General features: G+C 65.4%; 16 protein-coding genes. 9 read left to right on the top strand and 7 right to left on the bottom strand.

Features of this window, described 5'->3' with window-relative positions:
• The first annotated feature begins 291 nt into the window (after positions 1-291).
• Entirely contained in the window at positions 292-1,935 is a 1,644-nt protein-coding gene (locus IVB19_RS34410; protein ID WP_018460039.1) for a lysine--tRNA ligase, read from the top strand.
• Positions 1,936-2,106: 171 nt separating this feature from the next.
• Here the strand turns inward: IVB19_RS34410 and IVB19_RS34405 are convergent, their stop codons facing one another.
• Entirely contained in the window at positions 2,107-2,760 is a 654-nt protein-coding gene (locus tag IVB19_RS34405) for a S24 family peptidase (RefSeq protein WP_018460038.1), read from the bottom strand.
• Between the two features lie 204 nt (positions 2,761-2,964).
• Here IVB19_RS34405 and IVB19_RS34400 point away from each other — a divergent pair, with 204 nt between their 5' ends.
• Positions 2,965-3,309 (top strand): DUF952 domain-containing protein, encoded by a 345-nt coding sequence (locus IVB19_RS34400; RefSeq protein WP_018460037.1) that lies wholly within the window; start codon positions 2,965-2,967, stop codon positions 3,307-3,309.
• A complete protein-coding gene (locus tag IVB19_RS34395; RefSeq protein WP_018460036.1) occupies positions 3,306-4,403 on the top strand; it encodes a quinone-dependent dihydroorotate dehydrogenase in 1,098 nt (365 codons plus the stop codon). The genes IVB19_RS34400 and IVB19_RS34395 overlap by 4 nt, the downstream gene beginning before the upstream one ends.
• Positions 4,404-4,535: 132 nt before the next feature.
• Here IVB19_RS34395 and IVB19_RS34390 read toward each other — a convergent pair whose 3' ends face one another.
• The 5 genes from IVB19_RS34390 to IVB19_RS34370 form a co-directional block, all read right to left on the bottom strand.
• The gene (locus IVB19_RS34390; RefSeq protein ID WP_026233928.1) at positions 4,536-5,861 is read right to left on the bottom strand and encodes an MATE family efflux transporter; all 1,326 of its coding nucleotides are present in this window, start codon (positions 5,859-5,861) and stop codon (positions 4,536-4,538) included.
• Between the two features lies 1 nt (position 5,862).
• Positions 5,863-6,597, bottom strand: a complete 735-nt coding sequence (locus IVB19_RS34385; RefSeq protein WP_018460034.1) for an MBL fold metallo-hydrolase — start codon at positions 6,595-6,597, stop codon at positions 5,863-5,865.
• Between the two features lie 21 nt (positions 6,598-6,618).
• A complete protein-coding gene (locus IVB19_RS34380) occupies positions 6,619-6,921 on the bottom strand; it encodes a DUF6460 domain-containing protein (protein WP_018460033.1) in 303 nt (100 codons plus the stop codon).
• 119 nt (positions 6,922-7,040) lie between these two features.
• Positions 7,041-8,699: an ATP-dependent DNA ligase gene (locus IVB19_RS34375; protein ID WP_018460032.1), complete on the bottom strand. Its 1,659-nt coding sequence runs from the start codon at positions 8,697-8,699 to the stop codon at positions 7,041-7,043.
• Positions 8,696-9,733, bottom strand: a complete 1,038-nt coding sequence (locus tag IVB19_RS34370; RefSeq protein ID WP_018460031.1) for a ligase-associated DNA damage response exonuclease — start codon at positions 9,731-9,733, stop codon at positions 8,696-8,698. The genes IVB19_RS34375 and IVB19_RS34370 overlap by 4 nt, the downstream gene beginning before the upstream one ends.
• A 65-nt stretch (positions 9,734-9,798) precedes the next feature.
• Between IVB19_RS34370 and IVB19_RS34365 the strand changes: the two genes are divergently transcribed.
• The 4 genes from IVB19_RS34365 to pdeM all read left to right on the top strand — a co-directional run bounded on the left by IVB19_RS34365 (position 9,799) and on the right by pdeM (position 15,593).
• On the top strand, positions 9,799-10,725 hold the full coding sequence (locus tag IVB19_RS34365) for a methyltransferase domain-containing protein (RefSeq protein ID WP_018460030.1): 927 nt from the start codon (positions 9,799-9,801) through the stop codon (positions 10,723-10,725).
• 114 nt (positions 10,726-10,839) lie between these two features.
• Positions 10,840-12,069, top strand: coding sequence for an ABC transporter substrate-binding protein (locus IVB19_RS34360; protein WP_085384950.1), 1,230 nt, complete (start codon positions 10,840-10,842; stop codon positions 12,067-12,069).
• A gap of 222 nt (positions 12,070-12,291) precedes the next feature.
• Complete coding sequence (locus tag IVB19_RS34355) at positions 12,292-14,868, top strand: ligase-associated DNA damage response DEXH box helicase (protein WP_018460028.1); 2,577 nt, start codon at positions 12,292-12,294, stop codon at positions 14,866-14,868.
• A 53-nt stretch (positions 14,869-14,921) separates the two neighbouring features.
• Positions 14,922-15,593, top strand: coding sequence for a ligase-associated DNA damage response endonuclease PdeM (gene pdeM / locus IVB19_RS34350; RefSeq protein WP_018460027.1), 672 nt, complete (start codon positions 14,922-14,924; stop codon positions 15,591-15,593).
• Here pdeM and IVB19_RS34345 read toward each other — a convergent pair.
• Positions 15,590-16,453 carry a LysR family transcriptional regulator gene (locus IVB19_RS34345; protein ID WP_026233925.1) on the bottom strand — a complete coding sequence of 288 codons (864 nt, stop codon included), beginning with the start codon at positions 16,451-16,453 and terminating at the stop codon, positions 15,590-15,592. The genes pdeM and IVB19_RS34345 overlap by 4 nt on opposite strands.
• 99 nt (positions 16,454-16,552) lie before the next feature.
• Between IVB19_RS34345 and IVB19_RS34340 the strand changes: the two genes are divergently transcribed.
• Together IVB19_RS34340 and IVB19_RS34335 are read left to right on the top strand one after the other, a co-directional pair.
• A complete protein-coding gene (locus IVB19_RS34340) occupies positions 16,553-17,464 on the top strand; it encodes a DMT family transporter (RefSeq protein ID WP_247820790.1) in 912 nt (303 codons plus the stop codon).
• A gap of 12 nt (positions 17,465-17,476) precedes the next feature.
• Positions 17,477-18,253: an MBL fold metallo-hydrolase gene (locus IVB19_RS34335; protein ID WP_018460024.1), complete on the top strand. Its 777-nt coding sequence runs from the start codon at positions 17,477-17,479 to the stop codon at positions 18,251-18,253.
• The last annotated feature ends 18 nt before the right edge of the window (positions 18,254-18,271 follow it).

Here is an 18,271-nt window from a genome sequence, read left to right as displayed (position 1 = left end):
GCAAGAAGACCCTCATGGTGGGGAGCGCGGCCCGCCCTTCACGGGCATCCTTCGAGACCCGCTCCTATGGAGCGCTCGTTAATCCAAGCACGGCACCGACCTCTAGCTGCCGCCGGAGTGGGGCTGTTTATCGCGGTAAATGGCGGCTCTGAGTTCGTCAATGAGTTATCATTTATGCGCTGCGGAGGCGCTCCGAACGAGCAAAAGCGTCACAAGCTCTCAGGATGAGGGTCTCACAAAATTGCATTCTGCCCGGAAATCGCTATTTTCCGCGGCCCGGAGGCCCCTTAGATGTCTGTTATCGATCTTGCCGCGAATCCGAGCGATCTGCGTGCGCTCGCCGAACAATCCAACGCCTGGCCGTTCGAGCAGGCGAAGGCCATTGTCGCGCGGCTGAAGAAAAGCCCGAAGGACGAGGTGCTGTTCGAGACCGGCTACGGGCCATCAGGCCTGCCGCATATCGGCACCTTCGGCGAGGTCGCGCGCACCTCGATGGTGCGGCACGCTTTTCATGTGCTGACCGAGAACAAGATCAAGACCCGCCTGCTCGCGTTCTCCGACGACATGGACGGGTTTCGGAAAGTGCCCGACAACGTCCCCAACAAGGAGATGCTGGCCGCGCATCTCGGCAAGCCGCTGACGCGGGTGCCGGATCCGTTCTCCAACGAATACCCGTCGTTCGGGCACCACAACAATGCGCGGCTGCGCGCCTTCCTCGATCATTTCGGCTTCGACTACGAATTCGCGAGCTCGACCGACTATTACACGTCCGGCCGTTTCGACGCGACGCTGCTCAAAATGCTCGCGGCCTACGACAAGGTGATGGCGATCATCCTGCCGACGCTCGGTCCCGACCGCCGCGCGACCTATTCGCCGTTCCTCCCCATCAGCAAGACCACGGGTGTCGTGCTGCAGGTGCCGATGATCCGCCGCGACGTTGCGGCCGGCACGGTGACCTACCTCGATCCCGATACCAACCAGGAAGTCGAGACGCCGGTCACCGGCGGCAACGTCAAGTGCCAATGGAAGGCCGATTGGGCGATGCGCTGGGTCGCGCTCGGCGTCGATTACGAGATGGCCGGCAAGGACCTGATCGACTCGGTCAAACTCTCCGGCGCGATCGCCAGGGCGCTCGGCGCCACGCCGCCGGAGGGCTTCAACTACGAGCTCTTCCTCGATGACAAGGGCCAGAAGATCTCGAAGTCGAAGGGCAATGGGCTGACCATCGACGAATGGCTGCGCTACGCCTCGCCGGAATCGCTGTCGCTGTTCATGTATCGCGAGCCGAAGGCGGCCAAGCGGCTGTATTTCGACGTCATCCCGCGCAATGTCGACGACTACCAGCAGTTCATCGACGGCTTTGCGAAGCAGGACGCCAGGCAGCAGCTCGGCAATCCGGTCTGGCATGTCCACAATGGCCATCCGCCGAAGTTCGACATGCCCGTCACGTTCCAGCTCCTGCTGACGCTGGTGTCGTCGTCGAATGCGGAGAATGCCGAGACACTGTGGGGTTTCATTGGTCGCTACCGACCCGGTGTGAGCCCGCAGACGCATCCCAAGCTCGACGCGATGGTCGGCTATGCCATCAACTATTATCGCGACTTCGTCGCGCCGACGAAGACGTTCCGCGAACCGACCGAGACCGAGCGCGCGGCGCTGCAGGATTTGCGGGATGCATTATCGCAGCTTCCGCAGGACGCCTCGGCCGAGGACATCCAGAACGTCGTCTACGAGATCGGCCGCCGCGAGCCGTTCCTCGACCAGGTCAAGAAGGGCAAGGACGGCCGTCCGGGCGTGACGCTCGACTGGTTCAACATGCTCTACCAGGTGCTGCTCGGCCAGGAAAAGGGCCCGCGCTTCGGCTCCTTTGTCGCGGTGTATGGCGTGCAGAACGCGGTCAACATGATCGACGGCGCGCTGGCGCGGAGTGCGTGAGGGCTACGGAACTGAGTTGTAGGCGCGACCTATCTCCCCGATTCGTCCTGGCGAAAGCCAGGACCCATAGCCACCGCCGGATGTGGTTACGGAGACTCGGAGTGGCCAATTGGTGCCACAACTTCTCCCGAGGTAATGGGTCCTGGCTTTCGCCAGGACGACACCGAGGCCTCACTGGCTTGCCCACACGATCCGCGCGATCCACACCACCTCGCTCGCCGCCATCCTGCGTTCGGCCTGCGTCGCATCGAGCGGCTGCAAATCCAGAGCCTTTGCGGTGCGGCGCTTCAGCGTCGCCACCGTCAGCTCGCCCGCGTTGGTCTTCACCACCACGCGATCGCCTTTGTGGATCGGCGCGCCGGGCGCGACCAGGATGATGTCGCCGTCGCGATAGGCGGGCGCAAGCGCTTCGCCGGACATCTGCAGCGCGAAGCTATGGTTGCCCTCGAAGGCGGGAAGGGCAAATTCGGTCCAGCCCTTGCCGACGGGAAAGCCGGACTCGTCGAAGGCGCCGCTCGCGCCCGCCAGTGCGAAGCCGAGCAGCGGCACCGAACGGCCGCCGCCTGCCTCGTCGCCGACCAGCCTGGCAAAAATGTCGATCGACGAATCTGCCGCCGCCAGCGCTTTCGCGATCGATTCGGTCGAGGGCCAGCGCTCGCGGCCGTCGGAGGTAACGCGCTTGGACTTGTTGAAGGTGGTGGGATCGAGCCCGGCGCGCTTGGCGAGGCCGGACGGCGACAGGCCGGCACGCGCCGCCAGCCGATCCAGCGCGCCCCAGATCTGGTCGTGGGTGAGCATCCTCTGCGCTTTGGCCTGCCTGACCATGGAAGGTCCAGCCCGTCGCAACTCAGGAAAACTATCCTCAAATCAATCGGTTTTCCGTTTTCGGTGCAAGAGGCGGCGTCTAAGTCTTGAGTTCGGCAGGGGTGGCCTTTACGGTCCCGCCCGGGATTTAACGACCCACGAGAGACGAAAATCCCCAGGAGACTCAAAGAGCTGTCTCCCCGGGCAAACAGGGCTGCGTAAGCGGTGGTCAAGATCTACAAAATCTGTCCGGCCTCGGCCTGGCGCGAGGCGGAACGGCAGGGCGTTTATCGCGGCAGCGCGGACGATTCGCGCGACGGATTCATCCATTTCTCGACCGCCGCCCAGGTTCCCGAGACCCTGCAGAAGCATTATGTCGGGCAGCGCGCGCTGTTCCTGGTCGAGGTCGACGGCGATGCGCTCGGCAGCGCGTTGCGCTGGGAGCGCTCGCGCAATGAGGAGCTGTTTCCGCATCTCTATGGCGAGCTCGATCTCGGCGCGGTGATGGCTGTGATGAACCTCAACACGCGCTCCGACGGCGGCCACGATGTTCCGGAGCTTGCCCCGTGATCCGCGCTTTCGACGCTCTCTCGCTGCCGGTGCTGCGTTGGCTCGATCCGGAGGATGCGCATCGCCTCGCGATCCAGGGCCTGCGCTTCCTGCCGCCGGGCAAGCCGCACGCTGACGATCCCAAGCTTGCGGTGCGTGCGTTCGGGCTCAACTTCCCCAATCCGATCGGCATGGCCGCGGGCTTCGACAAGAGCGCCGAAGTGCCGGATGCGCTGCTGCGGCTCGGCTTCGGCTTCGTCGAGATCGGCTCGGTGACGCCGAAGCCGCAAAGCGGCAATCCGCGACCGCGGCTGTTTCGTCTGGAGCGCGACGAGGCCGTGATCAACCGCATGGGCTTCAACAATGACGGTGCGGAGACAGCCCTGCGCCGGCTTGCGGCGCGCGCGCAGCACGGCGGCATCGTCGGCGTCAATGTCGGCGCCAACAAGGATTCGCCCGATCGGGTCAATGATTACGTCAAGCTGATCGAGACCTTTGCGCCGGTCGCGAGCTATTTCACCGTCAACGTCTCCTCGCCGAACACGCCGGGCCTGCGCAATCTGCAGGAAGGCGCGCTGCTCGACGATCTCCTCGCCAGGGTGATCGACGCGCGCCAGCGGGTGCGCGAGAGCGCCGGCGACACGCCGGTGCTGCTCAAGATCGCGCCGGATTTGAGCCTCGCCCAGCTCGACGACGTCGTGCAGGTCGCGCGCTCGCGCCGGGTCGATGGCATGATCGTATCGAACACCACGATCGCGCGGCCGAGTACGCTGCGCGAGGAGATGCGCGCCAAGGAGCAGGGCGGCCTGTCCGGCCGGCCGCTGTTCCGGCTGTCGACGCGGATGGTCGCGGAGACCTATGTGCGCGTCGAGGGCGCATTCCCCCTGATCGGTGTCGGGGGGGTGGACTCGGGCGGCGCCGCGCTGACGAAGATCCGCGCCGGCGCGAGCCTGATCCAGCTCTATTCGTCGCTGGTCTACAAGGGCCTCGGCATCGTCGACGAGATCAAGCGTGACCTCGCCTCGACCCTATTGCGGACGGGGCGGGATTCTCTCTCCGAGATCGTCGGCTCCGACGCCGCCACGCTGACGGCGGAAGACTGGCCGGGGATGTAGGCGGTCTCGTGCCCCGAGCGCAGCGCAGCACGTTAGTGATGCACTGCTGAACCGGGGCCCACGCTCGCGGCATTCTGGGTCCCGGCTCCGCGCAGCAGCGTTTCACCCTGCAGCGTGTCCGGGACACGAGAGCTACGACCTCGAAAACGTCTTCCTGTACAGCGCCGGATAGCGCGCGGCCTGCAAGCCGCCGCGCGAGACGTAGGAGGCGATCAGCGCGCTCCACAGCCCGGCATTGCCGAACGATTGCAGCGCCCAACATGTGGCGAGGAAGATCGCGAGCGAGGCCAGCATCAGATTGCGCATCTCACGCGCCCAGGTCGCGCCGATATAGATGCCGTCGAAGCCGAAGGCGAACACGCCGGGAATCGGCGCGAGCACGACGAACGGCAGGAATTCCCGCGCGCCGCGACGGACGCTTTCGCTCGCCGTCATGAAATCGATTAAGTTCGGCCCGAATACCGCGAATAGCGCGGACACGACCAGCGCGAAGCCGAGCCCCCATAGCAGCACCAGCCGGGTCGAATCAGCAAATCCCCTGGCGTCGCGTGCGCCGAGCGTACGGCCGCAAAGCTGCTGGGCTGCGTTCGCTAGACCATCGAGAAAGAAGGCGCTGACCAGCAGAAAATTGTTGAGCACGGAATTCGCGGCCAGCGTGACGTCGCCGGCCCGCGCGCCCTTGGCGGTGAAGAACAAGAACACGGCGATCAGCGCCGCGGTACGGATCAGGATGTCGGAATTCACGGCCAGCAGCCGCATCAGCTTGGCCCGGTCGAACAGCTCTGCGTACGGCACCGCGAACCCACCGTCCGCATAGCGGCGGCAGACGATCATGCCGAGGCCGAATCCGGCCGCTTCAGACAGCAGCGCTGCGATCGCAGCACCTGCGATCCCGGTGTCGTAGACCAGCACCAGCAGGATCGTCGCCGCCGCGTTGACGAGATTGATGACGATTTGGAGCGCGAGCGCCGGGTTGGCGCGAGCCTGGCCGACCAGCCAGCCCAGGATAACATAATTGACGAGCGCCAGCGGCGCCGACCAGATCCGGATCACGAAGTAGGTTTTCGCCGCGCGCGTGACGCCTTCGCTGCCGCCCATCAGGTCGAACAGCACGGTGGCCAGCGGCAGTTGCAGCGCGATCAGTGCTACGCCGATCAAGCCGGCGACGATGAAGCCGCGCACCAGGATCGCGGTCAGCTCGCGCGTCTCGCCGGCGCCGAGCGCCTGCGCCGTGAAGGCGAGCGTGCTCATGCGCAGGAAACCGAACAGCCAGAACAGGCAATCGAAGATGACGGACGCGATGGCGACGCCGCCGAGCAGCGCGGCGTCGTCCAGCCGTCCGATCGCGGTGGTCGAGACCACGCCGATCAGTGGCGTGGTGAGGTTGGCGACCATCGCCGGGCCTGCGATGGCGAAGACCTGACGGGAACCGATCTTCAAGTGAACGGGTGCGTGCATGTCAGAACACGAGCACCATGCCGTCTTCGGCGGCGAGATGGGCGATGTCGTCGAGGCGCGACAGCACGTCTTCGCTCATATGGGTGAGCACGAGGCGTTTTGCGCCGATTTCGGGAAGGTGCTGTTCCAAGGTCGTCAGGCTGAGGTGATTCTTGACCACCTTCTCGTACATATAGGCTTCGGCGATGAAAAGGTCGGCGCCATGCGCCAGCGGAATGAGCGTCTCCGTCCATTCGGTATCGGCGCTGTAGGCCAGCGTGCGACCCTCGGCTTCGACGCGATAAGCGAGGAACGGTCCACCGGATTCGCCGTGCACGACGGGATAGGGCGTCACCGTCACCGCGCCGAAGCTTTGGCTCTGCTCGGGCGCGAGCTCGACGACGGACAGCTCGAAGCGCTGTTTCGTCTTCGAGGAGTGCTCGAACAGAGCCTCCATCACCTCACGCAGCCGCGTCTCGATGCCTTTGGGGCCGGCGATCGTGAGCGGCCGCGTCCGCCGCGAGAATTGTGCGTCGAGCAGGACAAACGGCAGCCCGGCAAAATGGTCGCCGTGGAAATGCGTGATCAGGATGAGATCGATCTCATTGCGGTCGATCTCCAGCCGCTTCAGTGCCGGCAAAGCCGACGCGCCGCAATCGATCAGGAAGTTGGCTTCGCGCCCCGAGACGTGGAAGCAGGTATTGAGCCTGCCGCCGGATCCGAAGGCGTCGCCGCAGCCGACAAAGCGCAATTGCATCGGCCGCCAGCTCCAAATCCTTTACCTGCGTGGCGCGCCGAAAACGCGCATCAGCAGCCAGATCGGAATCACGATGACAGCGCCGAGCAGGAAGTAGCGCCACAGCCAGTTCACGGTATCGAAGCCGAGATCCCACAAACGCTGGAACAGAAGACGAATGCTTAAGATGATATTCCAGGGGTCGAAGCCGATCGCCGCCAGCACGACGCCGACGAGGATCGAGAGCAGCACCAGGCGAAACGCGACCGCCAGCGGCGAGCCGCCGAGAAAGCGGTGCAGGCCGTCACTGCGGCCGGCCGGCAAATCTCTGACGTCGTGGGCCATCTCAAACTCCTCAGGGGATTCGACCTATCATAGGGCAAGGCGGGGACATGGGGAACCTGTGAGGGGGCGTCAATCGGCTTACGGGATTTTAATTCGGGCAAGCACACGCCCGGGGCTTCTTAAGCCTCAACCTCGGCCGCCTCCGCTTTCAGCATCTTTTCCAGCGTTTCCAGCCGGTCGGCCTCCCGCGGCGGCTTGTCCCAGCGCAGCCGGCTGATGCGGGGAAAGCGCATCGCGACGCCGGATTTGTGCCGTGGTGAGCGCTGCAGCCCCTCGAAGGCGACCTCCAGCACCAGCCCCTTGTCTGGCTCGTGCACGACGTGGCGGACGGGGCCGAATTTTTCGGTGGTATTGCGACGCACGAAGCGGTCGATCTGGAGCAGCTCCTCGTCCGTGAAGCCGAAATAGGCTTTTCCGACCGGCACCAGTTCGTCACTGCCCGGCCCTGCGGTCCAAACGCCGAAGGTGTAGTCGGAATAGTAGGACGAGCGCTTGCCGTGGCCGCGCTGCGCATACATCAGCACGGCGTCGATGATGTGCGGATCGCGCTTCCATTTCCACCATTGTCCCTTCGGCCGCCCCGGCAGATAGGGTGCGTCGCGCCGCTTCAGCATCACGCCTTCGACGGCGTCCGCGTCCTCGCCCGCACCAGCGCTGGCGGGATCGGCGCGTGCTGCGGTCAGCGCCTCCCAGCTTGCGAAGGCGACGGTGGGCGACAGATCGATGCGGGGATCGTCGAGCTTACCGATGAAGGTCTCCAGCCGTTCGCGCCGCTCCGCGAAAGGCAGCTCGCGCAAATCGTTCTCGTCGTCGCCGAGCAGATCGTAGGCGCGCAGATGAATCGGAAATTCCTTGATCAGCTTCGGAGACACGACCTTGCGGTTGAGCCGCTGCTGCAGAAAATTGAAACTTTGCACGCGCCCTTCGCGCAGGATCAGAAGCTCGCCGTCGATGGCGCCGGGCAGCCGCAGCGACGGCACGAGGTCCGGAAAGCTCCCGGTGATGTCCTCGCCGGTGCGCGAATAGAGCCGAGCGGTGATGTGGCCGTGCTCGTCGCGGCCGGCCACCGCCTGCACGCGGATGCCGTCCCATTTCCATTCGGCGATGTAGTCGGCGGGATCGAGTGCAGCGAAATCGGTGTCCTCGATCGCATGCGCCAGCATGACAGGACGGAACGGCGCGGGATCGCGATTGACTGGCTTGTCGCCGCGGCCTTCCAGCCAGGCGAACAGGTCGAGATAAGGCGGCGCGAGACCGGGCCAGATCAGCTCGACCTCATGCGGGTCCTTGTCGCCGAGCGCGGCGGCCGCGGTCTTTGCCAGGCGCGCGGAGATGCCGATGCGCAACGCGCCGGTGACGAGCTTCAACAGCGCCCAGCGGCCGGTCTCATCCAATTCGTCGAGCCAGCGCTCGAGCTGCTTCGGCAGCTCGGTCTTGCCGAGGGTGCGCAGGGTGGTGACCACCTCGGTGAGGGTTGGGGGAGGTGGGTTGTTGTGGACACCCACGGCCTTCGGCCACATCAGCGCGATTGTCTCGGAGAGATCGCCTACATAGTCCCAGGATAGGCCGAACAAGACCGGGTCAGTTCGCTGGGCGATAAGATCGCGCAGCAGAGAAGGTTTTGCGTGCTTGAAACTCAGCGCACCGGTCAGCGCGGCCAGCGCGTAGCCGCGATCGGGATCGGCGACCTCGCGAAAATAACTCGTGATCAGCCGCAGCTTGTTGTTGCGGCCGGGTTCGTAGGCGAGGCGGTCGAGAAGTTCGGCGAAGCGGTTCATGCTTCGGCCTCGTCAGCGAGCGGCGTCTCGGTCTCCTCCTCGTCGCCATAGCCGACGAGATCGAGCGGCCGCGACCGCAAACCCTTGCTTTGGCACCAATGCACCAGCGCGTCTTCCTGGCCATGGGTAACCCAGATCTCGCCGGCACCGGTCGCGGCGATCGTGGCGGTGAGGCCGTCCCAATCGGCGTGATCCGAGATCACCAGCGGCAGCTCGATGCCGCGTTGCCGCGCGCGGGCGCGCACCCGCATCCAGCCAGAGGCGAATGCCGTGACGGGATCGGGAAACCGGCGGGTCCAGAGATCGGATGTTGCAGAGGGCGGCGCCAGCGTGATGGTGCCGGCGAGCGCCGCCTTCTTGACGCCCTTCGCCGGCCGCAACTCGCCGAGCTCGATTCCGCGGCTCTGATAGTAATGCGTGATCTTCTCCATCGCGCCATGCAGATAGATCGGCGCGTCGTAACCCGCTTGGCGCAGCAGAGCGATCACGCGCTGCGCCTTGCCAAGCGAATAGGCGCCGACGAGATGCGCGCGCTCCGGAAATAGCGCCACCGACGCCAGCAGCTTCTTGACCTCGTCGGCCGCATCGCCATGGCGAAACACCGGCAGGCCGAACGTTGCCTCGGTGATGAAGACGTCGCAGCGTACGAGCTCGAACGGCGTGCAGGTCGGGTCGGGCGCATCCTTGTAGTCGCCGGAGGCGACGATGCAGGTGTCCTTGCAGGTGACCGCGACCTGCGCCGAACCGAGCACATGGCCGGCCGGGTGAAACTTCGCGCTGACGTCGCCGAGCCGGATCTCCTCGCCATAGTGGATTGCTTGGGTGGAGCCGGCAAAATTCTCGCCATAGCGCAGCCGCATCATGTCCAGCGTTTCCTGCGTCGCCAGCACCGCGCCGTGGCCGGCGCGGGCATGGTCGGAATGGCCGTGGGTGATCACGGCCCGCTCGACCGGCCGGACGGGGTCGATATGGAAGCCGCCCGGCTTACAGCATAGGCCGGCGGCAACTGGCAGCAGGATGTCTTGCGGACGCATGCCTGTTATATAGGTCGCGACCCCGCATCTTCGAGTCATCACCGCTTCGTTCCCTGGTTCCCACAATGCCCCTGCGCTTGTTCCTGACCTCCGGCGATCTCATGGCTGACCGCCGCTTCGAGTTCGCGCGCGACCTCCAGCTCAAGGGCGATCTGGCGGCCGCCGCCGACCTGCTGGAGCAGACCATCGAGATTGCGCCGAATTTCACCTCGGCCTGGTTCACGCTCGGCGAAATCCGCGCGCAACTCGGCGAGCGCGACAAGGCCATTGCGGCCTTTCGCAAATCGCGCGAGTCCGACCCGAGCGATCAGCATGGCGCTCATCTGCATCTGATACGCCTCGGCGATGCGCAATTGTCCGAGATGCCCAAGGCCTATGTGCAGGCCTTGTTCGATCAATACGCCCCGCGCTTCGAGCACGTGCTGATCAACGATCTCGGCTATCGCGCGCCGTCGCTGATCTTCAAGGCGGTGGTGGCTGCCCGCGTCGCCGCGAAGAAGCCCGCCCTGTTCAAGCGCGCCATCGATCTCGGCTGCGGTACGGGGCTCGCGGCCGCCGCCTTCGCCAAACAGGTCGACCAGTTCATCGGCATCGATCTGTCGCCCGGCATGGTCAAGGAGGCGCGAGCCACCGGCCTCTATGCCGAGCTCGAAGTCGCCGACATGATCGAAGGCCTGCGCAGCAGGAGCGAGGCGAGCGCAAACCTCGTCGTCGCTGCCGATGCGTTCGTCTATCTCCCCGATCTCGCACCGGTGCTCGGCGAAGCCAGGCGCGTGCTCGCGCCCGGCGGCGTGCTTGCGTTCACGCTGGAGACCCATGACGGCAGCGGCATCGTTCTCGGCGAAGGCCTGCGCTATGCCCATTCGGCCGAATATGTGCGCGATGCGATGGCGAAGGCCGGCCTCAAGCTCCTCACATTGGAGCAGGCCTCGCCACGCACCGAGAACAACGAACCGGTGGGCGGCCTCGTCGTGGTCGCCGAGAAAACTTGAGTTTAGGCGCTATAAGCGGCGCTTTAAGCGTCATTGCGTCGCAAAGCCGCGACTTCCCACTTGCGAGCCGTGCGGCGATGCCAGCACAATGCGCGCACCAGGGAGAAACAAACAATGACCAGGAATCCATCGCGGCGCGATTTCAGCGCCGCCGCGCTCGCGACCATCGCGGCCTCCACCTTGCCCGCGCCCTATGTCTGGGCCGCGGAGAAGAAATACGATTCCGGCGCCAGCGACACCGAGATCAAGATCGGGCAGACCGTGCCGCATTCCGGCCCCGGCTCGCTCTACGGCGTGCTCGGGCGCGTCGGCGAGGCCTATTTCCAGATGCTGAACGAAAAGGGCGGCATCAACGGACGCAAGGTCAAATTCCTCACCATGGATGATGCCTACAGCGCGCCGAAATGCGTCGAGGCGACGCGGCGCCTGGTCGAGCAGGAGGAGGTGCTCGCGCTCTACGGCTCGCTCGGCACCGCGCCGCAGACCGCCGTGCACAAATACCTCAACTCGAAGGGCGTGCCGCAGTTGCTGCTCAACACCGGCGCGTCGAAGTGGAATAACCCGAAAGAGTTCAAATGGACGATGGCTGGCTTGCCGCTCTATCCGACCGAGGCGCGGATCCTGGCGCGGCACGTCGTCAGCGTGAAGCCGAACGCGAAGGTCGGCATCCTGTACCAGAACGACGATTTCGGCCGCGACTTCCTCGGCCCCTTCAAGAAGGTTCTGGAAGACGCCGGCGGCACCGCCAAGGTGATCATGGAGCAGACCTACGATCTGACCGATCCGACGGTCGATTCCCAGCTCATCAACCTCTCGAAGTCGGGTGCGGACGTCTTCTACAACATCTCCACCGGCAAGGCCTCGTCGCAGTCGATCCGGAAAGTAGCCGAGCTCGGCTGGAAGCCGCTGCAGCTGCTGTCGGCCGGCTCGACCGGCCGCTCCATCCTCAATGCCGCGGGCCTCGAGAACGCCGCCGGCATCGTCGCCATCCGCTACAACAAGGAAGTCGGCCTGCCCAAATGGGAGAAGGACCCCGACGTCATGGCGTTCGAGGAGCTGCGCAAGAAGTACACGCCGGCGATCGATCAAGACAACACCATCGCCTTCGCCGGCTACGGCCAGGCCGTCACCATGGGCGAGATCCTGCGCCGCTGCGGCGACGAGCTCACCCGCGCCAACGTGCTGAAGCAGGCTTCCAACCTCAAAGGCTTCCACTCGCCTTATTTCCTCGACGGCGTCACTTACGACTACACGCCTGACGATTACACGCCGATGAAGACGCTCTTCATCTCCACCTTCACCGGCAAGGACTGGGACATCTCCGACAAGCCGATGTCGGAGTAGGGGCGCTTTCTTCTCCCCTTGTGGGAGAAGATGGCGCGAAGCGCCGGATGAGGGGGCTTTCTCCGCGTACTCGAACGATGCTCTTTCGCGGAGAGATACCCCTCACGCGTCTCGCCGCTTCGCGGCGATCCACCCTCTCCCACAAGGGGAGAGGGAACGGCAGTATCGCCCTCGTCGTTCACCCCCTCGACGAACCCGTCCCCACGGCTTACCTGTGATGCCGTGCCGCCCCGCATCCGCAAAATCCCGGTCGAACCTGCCGCGCTGCTGCCCGACCGCTTCAAGGCGTGGTTCGCGGCCCGCGGCTGGTCGCCGCGCGCGCATCAATTGGCGCTGCTGGAGAAGGCGCGCGAGGACCGATCCGCATTGCTGATCGCGCCCACCGGCGCCGGCAAGACGCTGGCGGGATTCTTGCCGACGCTGGTCGAGCTGAGCTCCGCGCCCAAAGCTTCGGCGAAATCGGTGATCTCCACCGGCCGCAGTCTGCAACGCACCGGCGGCCTGCACACGCTCTACATCTCGCCGCTCAAGGCGCTCGCGGTCGATATCGCGCGCAACCTCGAGCGCCCCGTCGCCGAGATGGCGCTGCCGATCAAGATCGAGACCCGTACCGGCGACACGCCGACGTCGCGGCGGCAGCGGCAACGGCGCTATCCGCCGGACATTTTGCTGACGACGCCGGAGCAGCTTGCGCTGCTGCTGTCCTCCGACGACGCGCCGTTCCTGTTTTCCTCCTTGAAGCGCATCGTGCTCGACGAGCTGCACGCGCTGGTGACGTCCAAGCGCGGCGATCTGCTGTCGCTTGGACTCGCGCGGCTGTGGCGGTTGGCGCCGCAGATGCGGGCGATTGGCCTGTCGGCGACCGTGGCCGAGCCTGAATCGCTGGCGCGCTTCCTGGTGCCGCAGCCCGGCGGCAAGGAAGCGGCGGCCGACATCGTCCTTGCCGGCGGCGCCGCACCGCCGCTGGTCGAGATGATGGACACGCGCGAACGCCTGCCCTGGGCCGGCCACAGTGCGCGCCACGCACTTCCCGAGATCTACGAGCTGATCAAGGCGAACAAGACCACGCTGGTTTTCGTCAACACCCGCAGCCAGGCCGAGATGCTGTTCCAGAATCTCTGGAGCATGAACGACGACAATCTTGCCATCGCGCTGCATCACGGCTCGCTCGACGTCGCCCAGCGCCGCAAGGTCGAAGACGCGATGTCGGCGGGCAAACTGCGCGGCGTGGTCTGTACCTCCTCGCTCGATCTCGGCGTCGACTGGGGCGACGTCGATCTCGTCGTCAATATCGGCGCGCCCAAGGGCTCCTCGCGCCTGATGCAGCGCATCGGCCGCGCCAACCACCGGCTCGACGAAGCCTCGCGCGCGGTGCTGGTGCCCGCGAACCGATTCGAGGTGCTGGAGTGCCGCGTCGCGATCGACGCCATCGCGGAGAATGCGCAGGACACGCCGCCGCTGCGCCTGGGTGCGCTCGATGTGCTGGCCCAGCACGTGCTCGGCTGCGCCTGCGGCGAGCCGTTTTTCTCCGACGAGCTTTACGGTGAGGTCCGCACCGCCGCGCCCTACGCCGATCTCACGCGGCAGGACTTCGACGACGTGGTCGATTTCGTCGCCTCCGGCGGCTACGCGCTGAAGACCTATGAGCGTTTCGCGCGGATCAAGCAGGACAAGGAGGGACGCTGGCGCGTCGCCAATCCCAGGGTGCGGCAGAGCTACCGGATGAATGTCGGCACCATCGTCGAGGACGACATGCTCAAGGTGCGGCTGGTGCGCTCGCGCGGCGGAGGTCAAGGAAAAGCAGGCGGGTCGACCGGCGTGATCGCGCGCGGCGGCAGGCTGCTCGGCGAGATCGAGGAAGCCTTCATCGAGGGTCTCAGCCCGGGCGACACCTTCGTGTTCTCAGGAGAGGTGGTGCGCTACGAAACCCTGGTCGAAGACCAGGTCTATGTCTCGCGCGCCAACGACAAGGACCCGAAGGTGCCGTCCTATATGGGCGGCAAGTTTCCGCTCTCGACCTATCTTGCCGAACGGGTTCGCCGCCTGCTCGATGACGGGCGCGCGTGGGGCGCCTTGCCGGAGCAGGTGCGCGACTGGCTGTCGCTGCAAAAGGACGTCTCGCGCGTGCCGGCGGTGCGCGAGCTGCTGGTCGAGAGTTTTCCCCGCGCCAACAAGCATTACGTCGTCTGCTATCCCTTCGAAGGCCGTCTCGCGCATCAGACGCTCGGCATGCTCTTGACGCGCCGGCTGGAGCGCGCCCGCGCCCGGCCGCTCGGTTTCGTCGCCAATGAATATGCGATCGCGGTCTGGGCGCTCGGCGACATGTCCTCCATGATCCGGGACGGCAGGATCGACCTCGACGCGCTGTTCGATCCCGACATGCTCGGCGACGACCTCGAAGCGTGGCTTGCCGAATCCGCGCTGATGAAGCGCACGTTCCGCAATTGCGCGATCATCTCCGGCCTGATTGCGCGGCGGCACACCGGTGAGGAGAAGAGCCGCCGTCAGGTGCTGTTCTCGACCGATCTCGTTTACGACGTCCTGCGCAAGCACCAGGCCGATCACGTGCTGTTGCGCGCCGCCCGTGCCGATGCCGCCACTGGCCTGCTCGATCTGCGACGCCTCAGCGACATGCTCACCCGCATCCGGGGCCGCATCACGCATCGGGAACTCGACCACGTCTCCCCGCTCGCCGTCCCCGTGATGCTGGAAATCGGCCGCGAGTCAGTCTATGGCGAAGCTGGAGACGAGCTCCTGGCGGAGGCCGCCGACGAGCTCGTCAAAGAGGCGATGGGATAACAGCAGGTTTTGACGTGGGGGCAGGCGCGCTGGTTTCAGGGGATATCGAGGACATGCGCGTTTCGAATGTCAGCATCAGCAGCGTGACCTTCGCGGCCGATCTCTCCGGCGCGCTATTCTGGGAAGAGCAGCGCCTGCTCGTCGTCTCCGACCTGCATCTGGAAAAAGGTTCCAGCTTCGCCATGCGCGGCGTGCTGCTGCCGCCTTACGACACCATCGCGACGCTCAGTCGTCTCGCTGCTGTCATCTCCCGCCATGATCCCCGAATCGTCATCGCGCTCGGCGACAGTTTTCACGATCGCACGGCGCATGGACGGCTGTCGGCGGAGGATCGCGACGCGGTCGCCGCCTTGCAGGCTGGCCGCGACTGGATCTGGATCTCAGGCAATCACGATCCGGCGCTGCCGCGTGATCTCGGCGGCACCGTCGCCGACGAAGTTGCGATCGGTCCGATCACCTTCCGCCACGAGCCGACGGGCGCGAGCGGCGAGATCGCCGGCCATCTTCATCCCAAGGCGCGTGTCTCCGCGCGCGGCCGCTCGATGGAGCGCCGCTGTTTCGCCTGTGACGGCGAGCGTGCCGTGATGCCCGCCTTCGGCGCCTACGCCGGCGGCCTCAGCATCCGCGATGTGGCGTTTGCAAAGATCTTTCCAATGAACGGTTTTGTCGCGCACCTGCTCGGCGACCGCCGCGTCCACGCGATCGCCGCGTCACGGTGCAGCTAAGCCGCTTTCGCCTGCACGTCGTCGCAGAACTCCGCCAGCCGATCTGCCAGCCGCAACGTCGCGGGACTTGCGCCCGGCGCGGCCATCAGCGCCACTTCGGTCCGGTTGATCGGCGCAAAGCCGTCCTTCGCGCTCAGCACGCGGTGGTCGGACTGGATCGCCATCTCCGACAGGATGCTCAAGCCCATGCCGGCCGCGACCGCGGCCTGGATGCCGGCCAGGCTCGATGACGTATAGGACATGTGCCAAATGCGGCCCGCGCTTTCCAGCGCATGGATGGCGCCGGCGCGGTAGAGGCAGCCGAGCGGAAAGCCGATCAGCGGCACGGAGGCGACATCGGCGTGGATCGGATGGCTCTTGCTGGTCACCCAGTGCACCTGCTCCGGCCACACCGCAATCGCGCCTTTCTCACCGGCCGCGCGCTTGAACAGCGCCAGATCGAGCTCGCCGCGATCGAGGTCGCGGGCGAGATTCTTGCTCTGGTCGGCGCGCACATCGAGCCGCAGGCCCGGATGCGAGCGCGAGAACGCGCCGAGCAGTTTCGCCAGCCGATACGCCGCAAAGTCCTCGGGGATGCCGAGCCGGATTGCGCCTTCGCCGTCGGGCTGGCGCAGCACGTCGCGCGCCTCTTCCGCAAGCGACAACAACCGCCGCGCATAGGACAGCAGCCGCTCGCCGGCTTCGGTGGGGCGCACGTCCTTGCCGTCGCGATGCAGCAGGACCTGGCCGACATCCTCCTCCAGCCGCTTGATCTGCTGGCTGACGGTCGATTGGGTGCGATGGACGCGCTCGCCGGCGCGGGTGAAGCCGCCGGCATCGACCACCGACACGAAGCTGCGCAGGAGCTCCAGATCGAGCATGGCTGCCTCCATTCGAAAATCCACTGGCTGGAAGTTAATCATTTAATTTCCAAATGACAAGCCGGCTCCCTAGATCGAGGGCTCAGGAGAATGCCCCTCATGTCGCTCGCCCCTTCGCTTGCCGTTCCGCGCAGCCGCTTCAACACGCTGCCGCTGGCCATCGGCCTGTTCTGCCTGCTCTGGAGCTACGCCTTCGTCGCCGGCAAGATCGGCGTGACCCATTGCCCGCCGCTGATCCTGCTCGCCGCGCGCTTCTCGCTCGCCAGCATCTTGATCCTCGGTGCCACGCTGGTCCGCGGCGACGACTGGTCGCTGTCCTGGCGCGATGCCGCGATCTTCGCCGTGCTCGGCGTCGCCAACAACGCGCTCTATCTCGGCCTCGGCTACACCGGACTGCAATCGGTCTCCGCCGGCCTCGGCGGCCTGATCGTGTCGGCCAATCCGGTGTTCACGGCGGGCCTCGCCGCGCTTCTGCTCGGCGAAGGCATGACCTGGCGCAAGGCGAGCGGCCTCCTGCTCGGAATCATCGGCGTGACCTTGATCGTCTGGCACCGCCTGGCGGTCGGCACCGACTCGCTGCACGGCATCGTGTTCACGCTGGCCTCGCTCGCCTCTCTCGTTGCCGGCACCATTTTGTTCAAGCTGCTCGCGCCGAAGGGCTCGCTGTGGGTCGGCAATGGCGTGCAGAATCTTGCCGCCGGCATCGTGCTGACGCCGGTGGCGCTCACCTTCGCCGACGTTCATGCCATCGACTTCACGCCGGGCCTGATCGGCGCCTTCGCCTTCCTCGTGCTCGGCGGCTCGATCCTGGCGTACTGGCTCTGGTTTCATTTCTTGAAAGTGTGTGGCGCGACGGCTGCCAGTGCCTATCATTTCCTGATGCCGCCGCTCGGCATGCTGTTTGCGTATCTCGTGCTCGGCGAACATGTCGAGGCGCGCGATCTGCTCGGAATCATCCCGGTCGCACTCGGCATCTACCTGGTGACGCGGCCCGCCAAATCCGTCTCGTAAGAGGAGTCCATCATGCCCATTTCCATCACCCTGATCGGCGGTCCCACTGCGCTGATCGAGATCGATGGCTTCCGTTTGCTCACCGATCCGACCTTCGATGACGCGCACACCGCCTATCAGCTGCCGCATGTGAAGCTGGAGAAGACGATCGGCCCTGCGCTCAAGGCCGATGCGATCGGCCCGATCGATGCCGTGCTGCTCAGCCACGACCAGCATTCGGACAATCTCGACAATTCCGGCCGCGACTTTCTCAAACATGTGAAGCGCGTGCTGACCACCGAGGCCGGCGCGCAGCGCCTCGGCGGGCATGTCGAAGGTTTGGCGCCGTGGGGCACGGCGCATCTGAAAGATCGTGACGGCAACTCGCTGACGATTACTGCGACCCCGGCGCGTCACGGGCCGGCCGGCATCGAGCCGCTGTCAGGCGACGTCATCGGCTTCGTGGTGTCGTCGAGCCGGACCGACACCACATCGGTCTACATCAGCGGCGACACCACCTGGTTCGACGGCGTCGCCGAGGTCGCGCGCCGTTTCAAATGCGGCGTGGTGATGCCTTTCGCCGGCGCCGCGCAAACGCGCGGGCCGTTCCATCTGACCATGGACACCAACGACACCATCGAGACCGCGCGCGCCTTCCCCGATGCGATGATCGTGCCGGTTCATACGGAGGGTTGGGCGCATTTCCGCCAGAACAGCGAGGATCTACGCAAGACCTTCGACGTGCTCGGCTTCGGGACGCGGCTGCGATTGCTCGAGCCCGGCGTGCCGACGGTGGTGCAGGCGCCGTAGCCCCGACTGTCATGCCCC

Source organism: Bradyrhizobium sp. 187, from assembly GCF_023101005.1.
Lineage (GTDB): Bacteria > Pseudomonadota > Alphaproteobacteria > Rhizobiales > Xanthobacteraceae > Bradyrhizobium > Bradyrhizobium canariense_D.
This window is presented reverse-complemented; position numbering and strand designations above follow the sequence as displayed.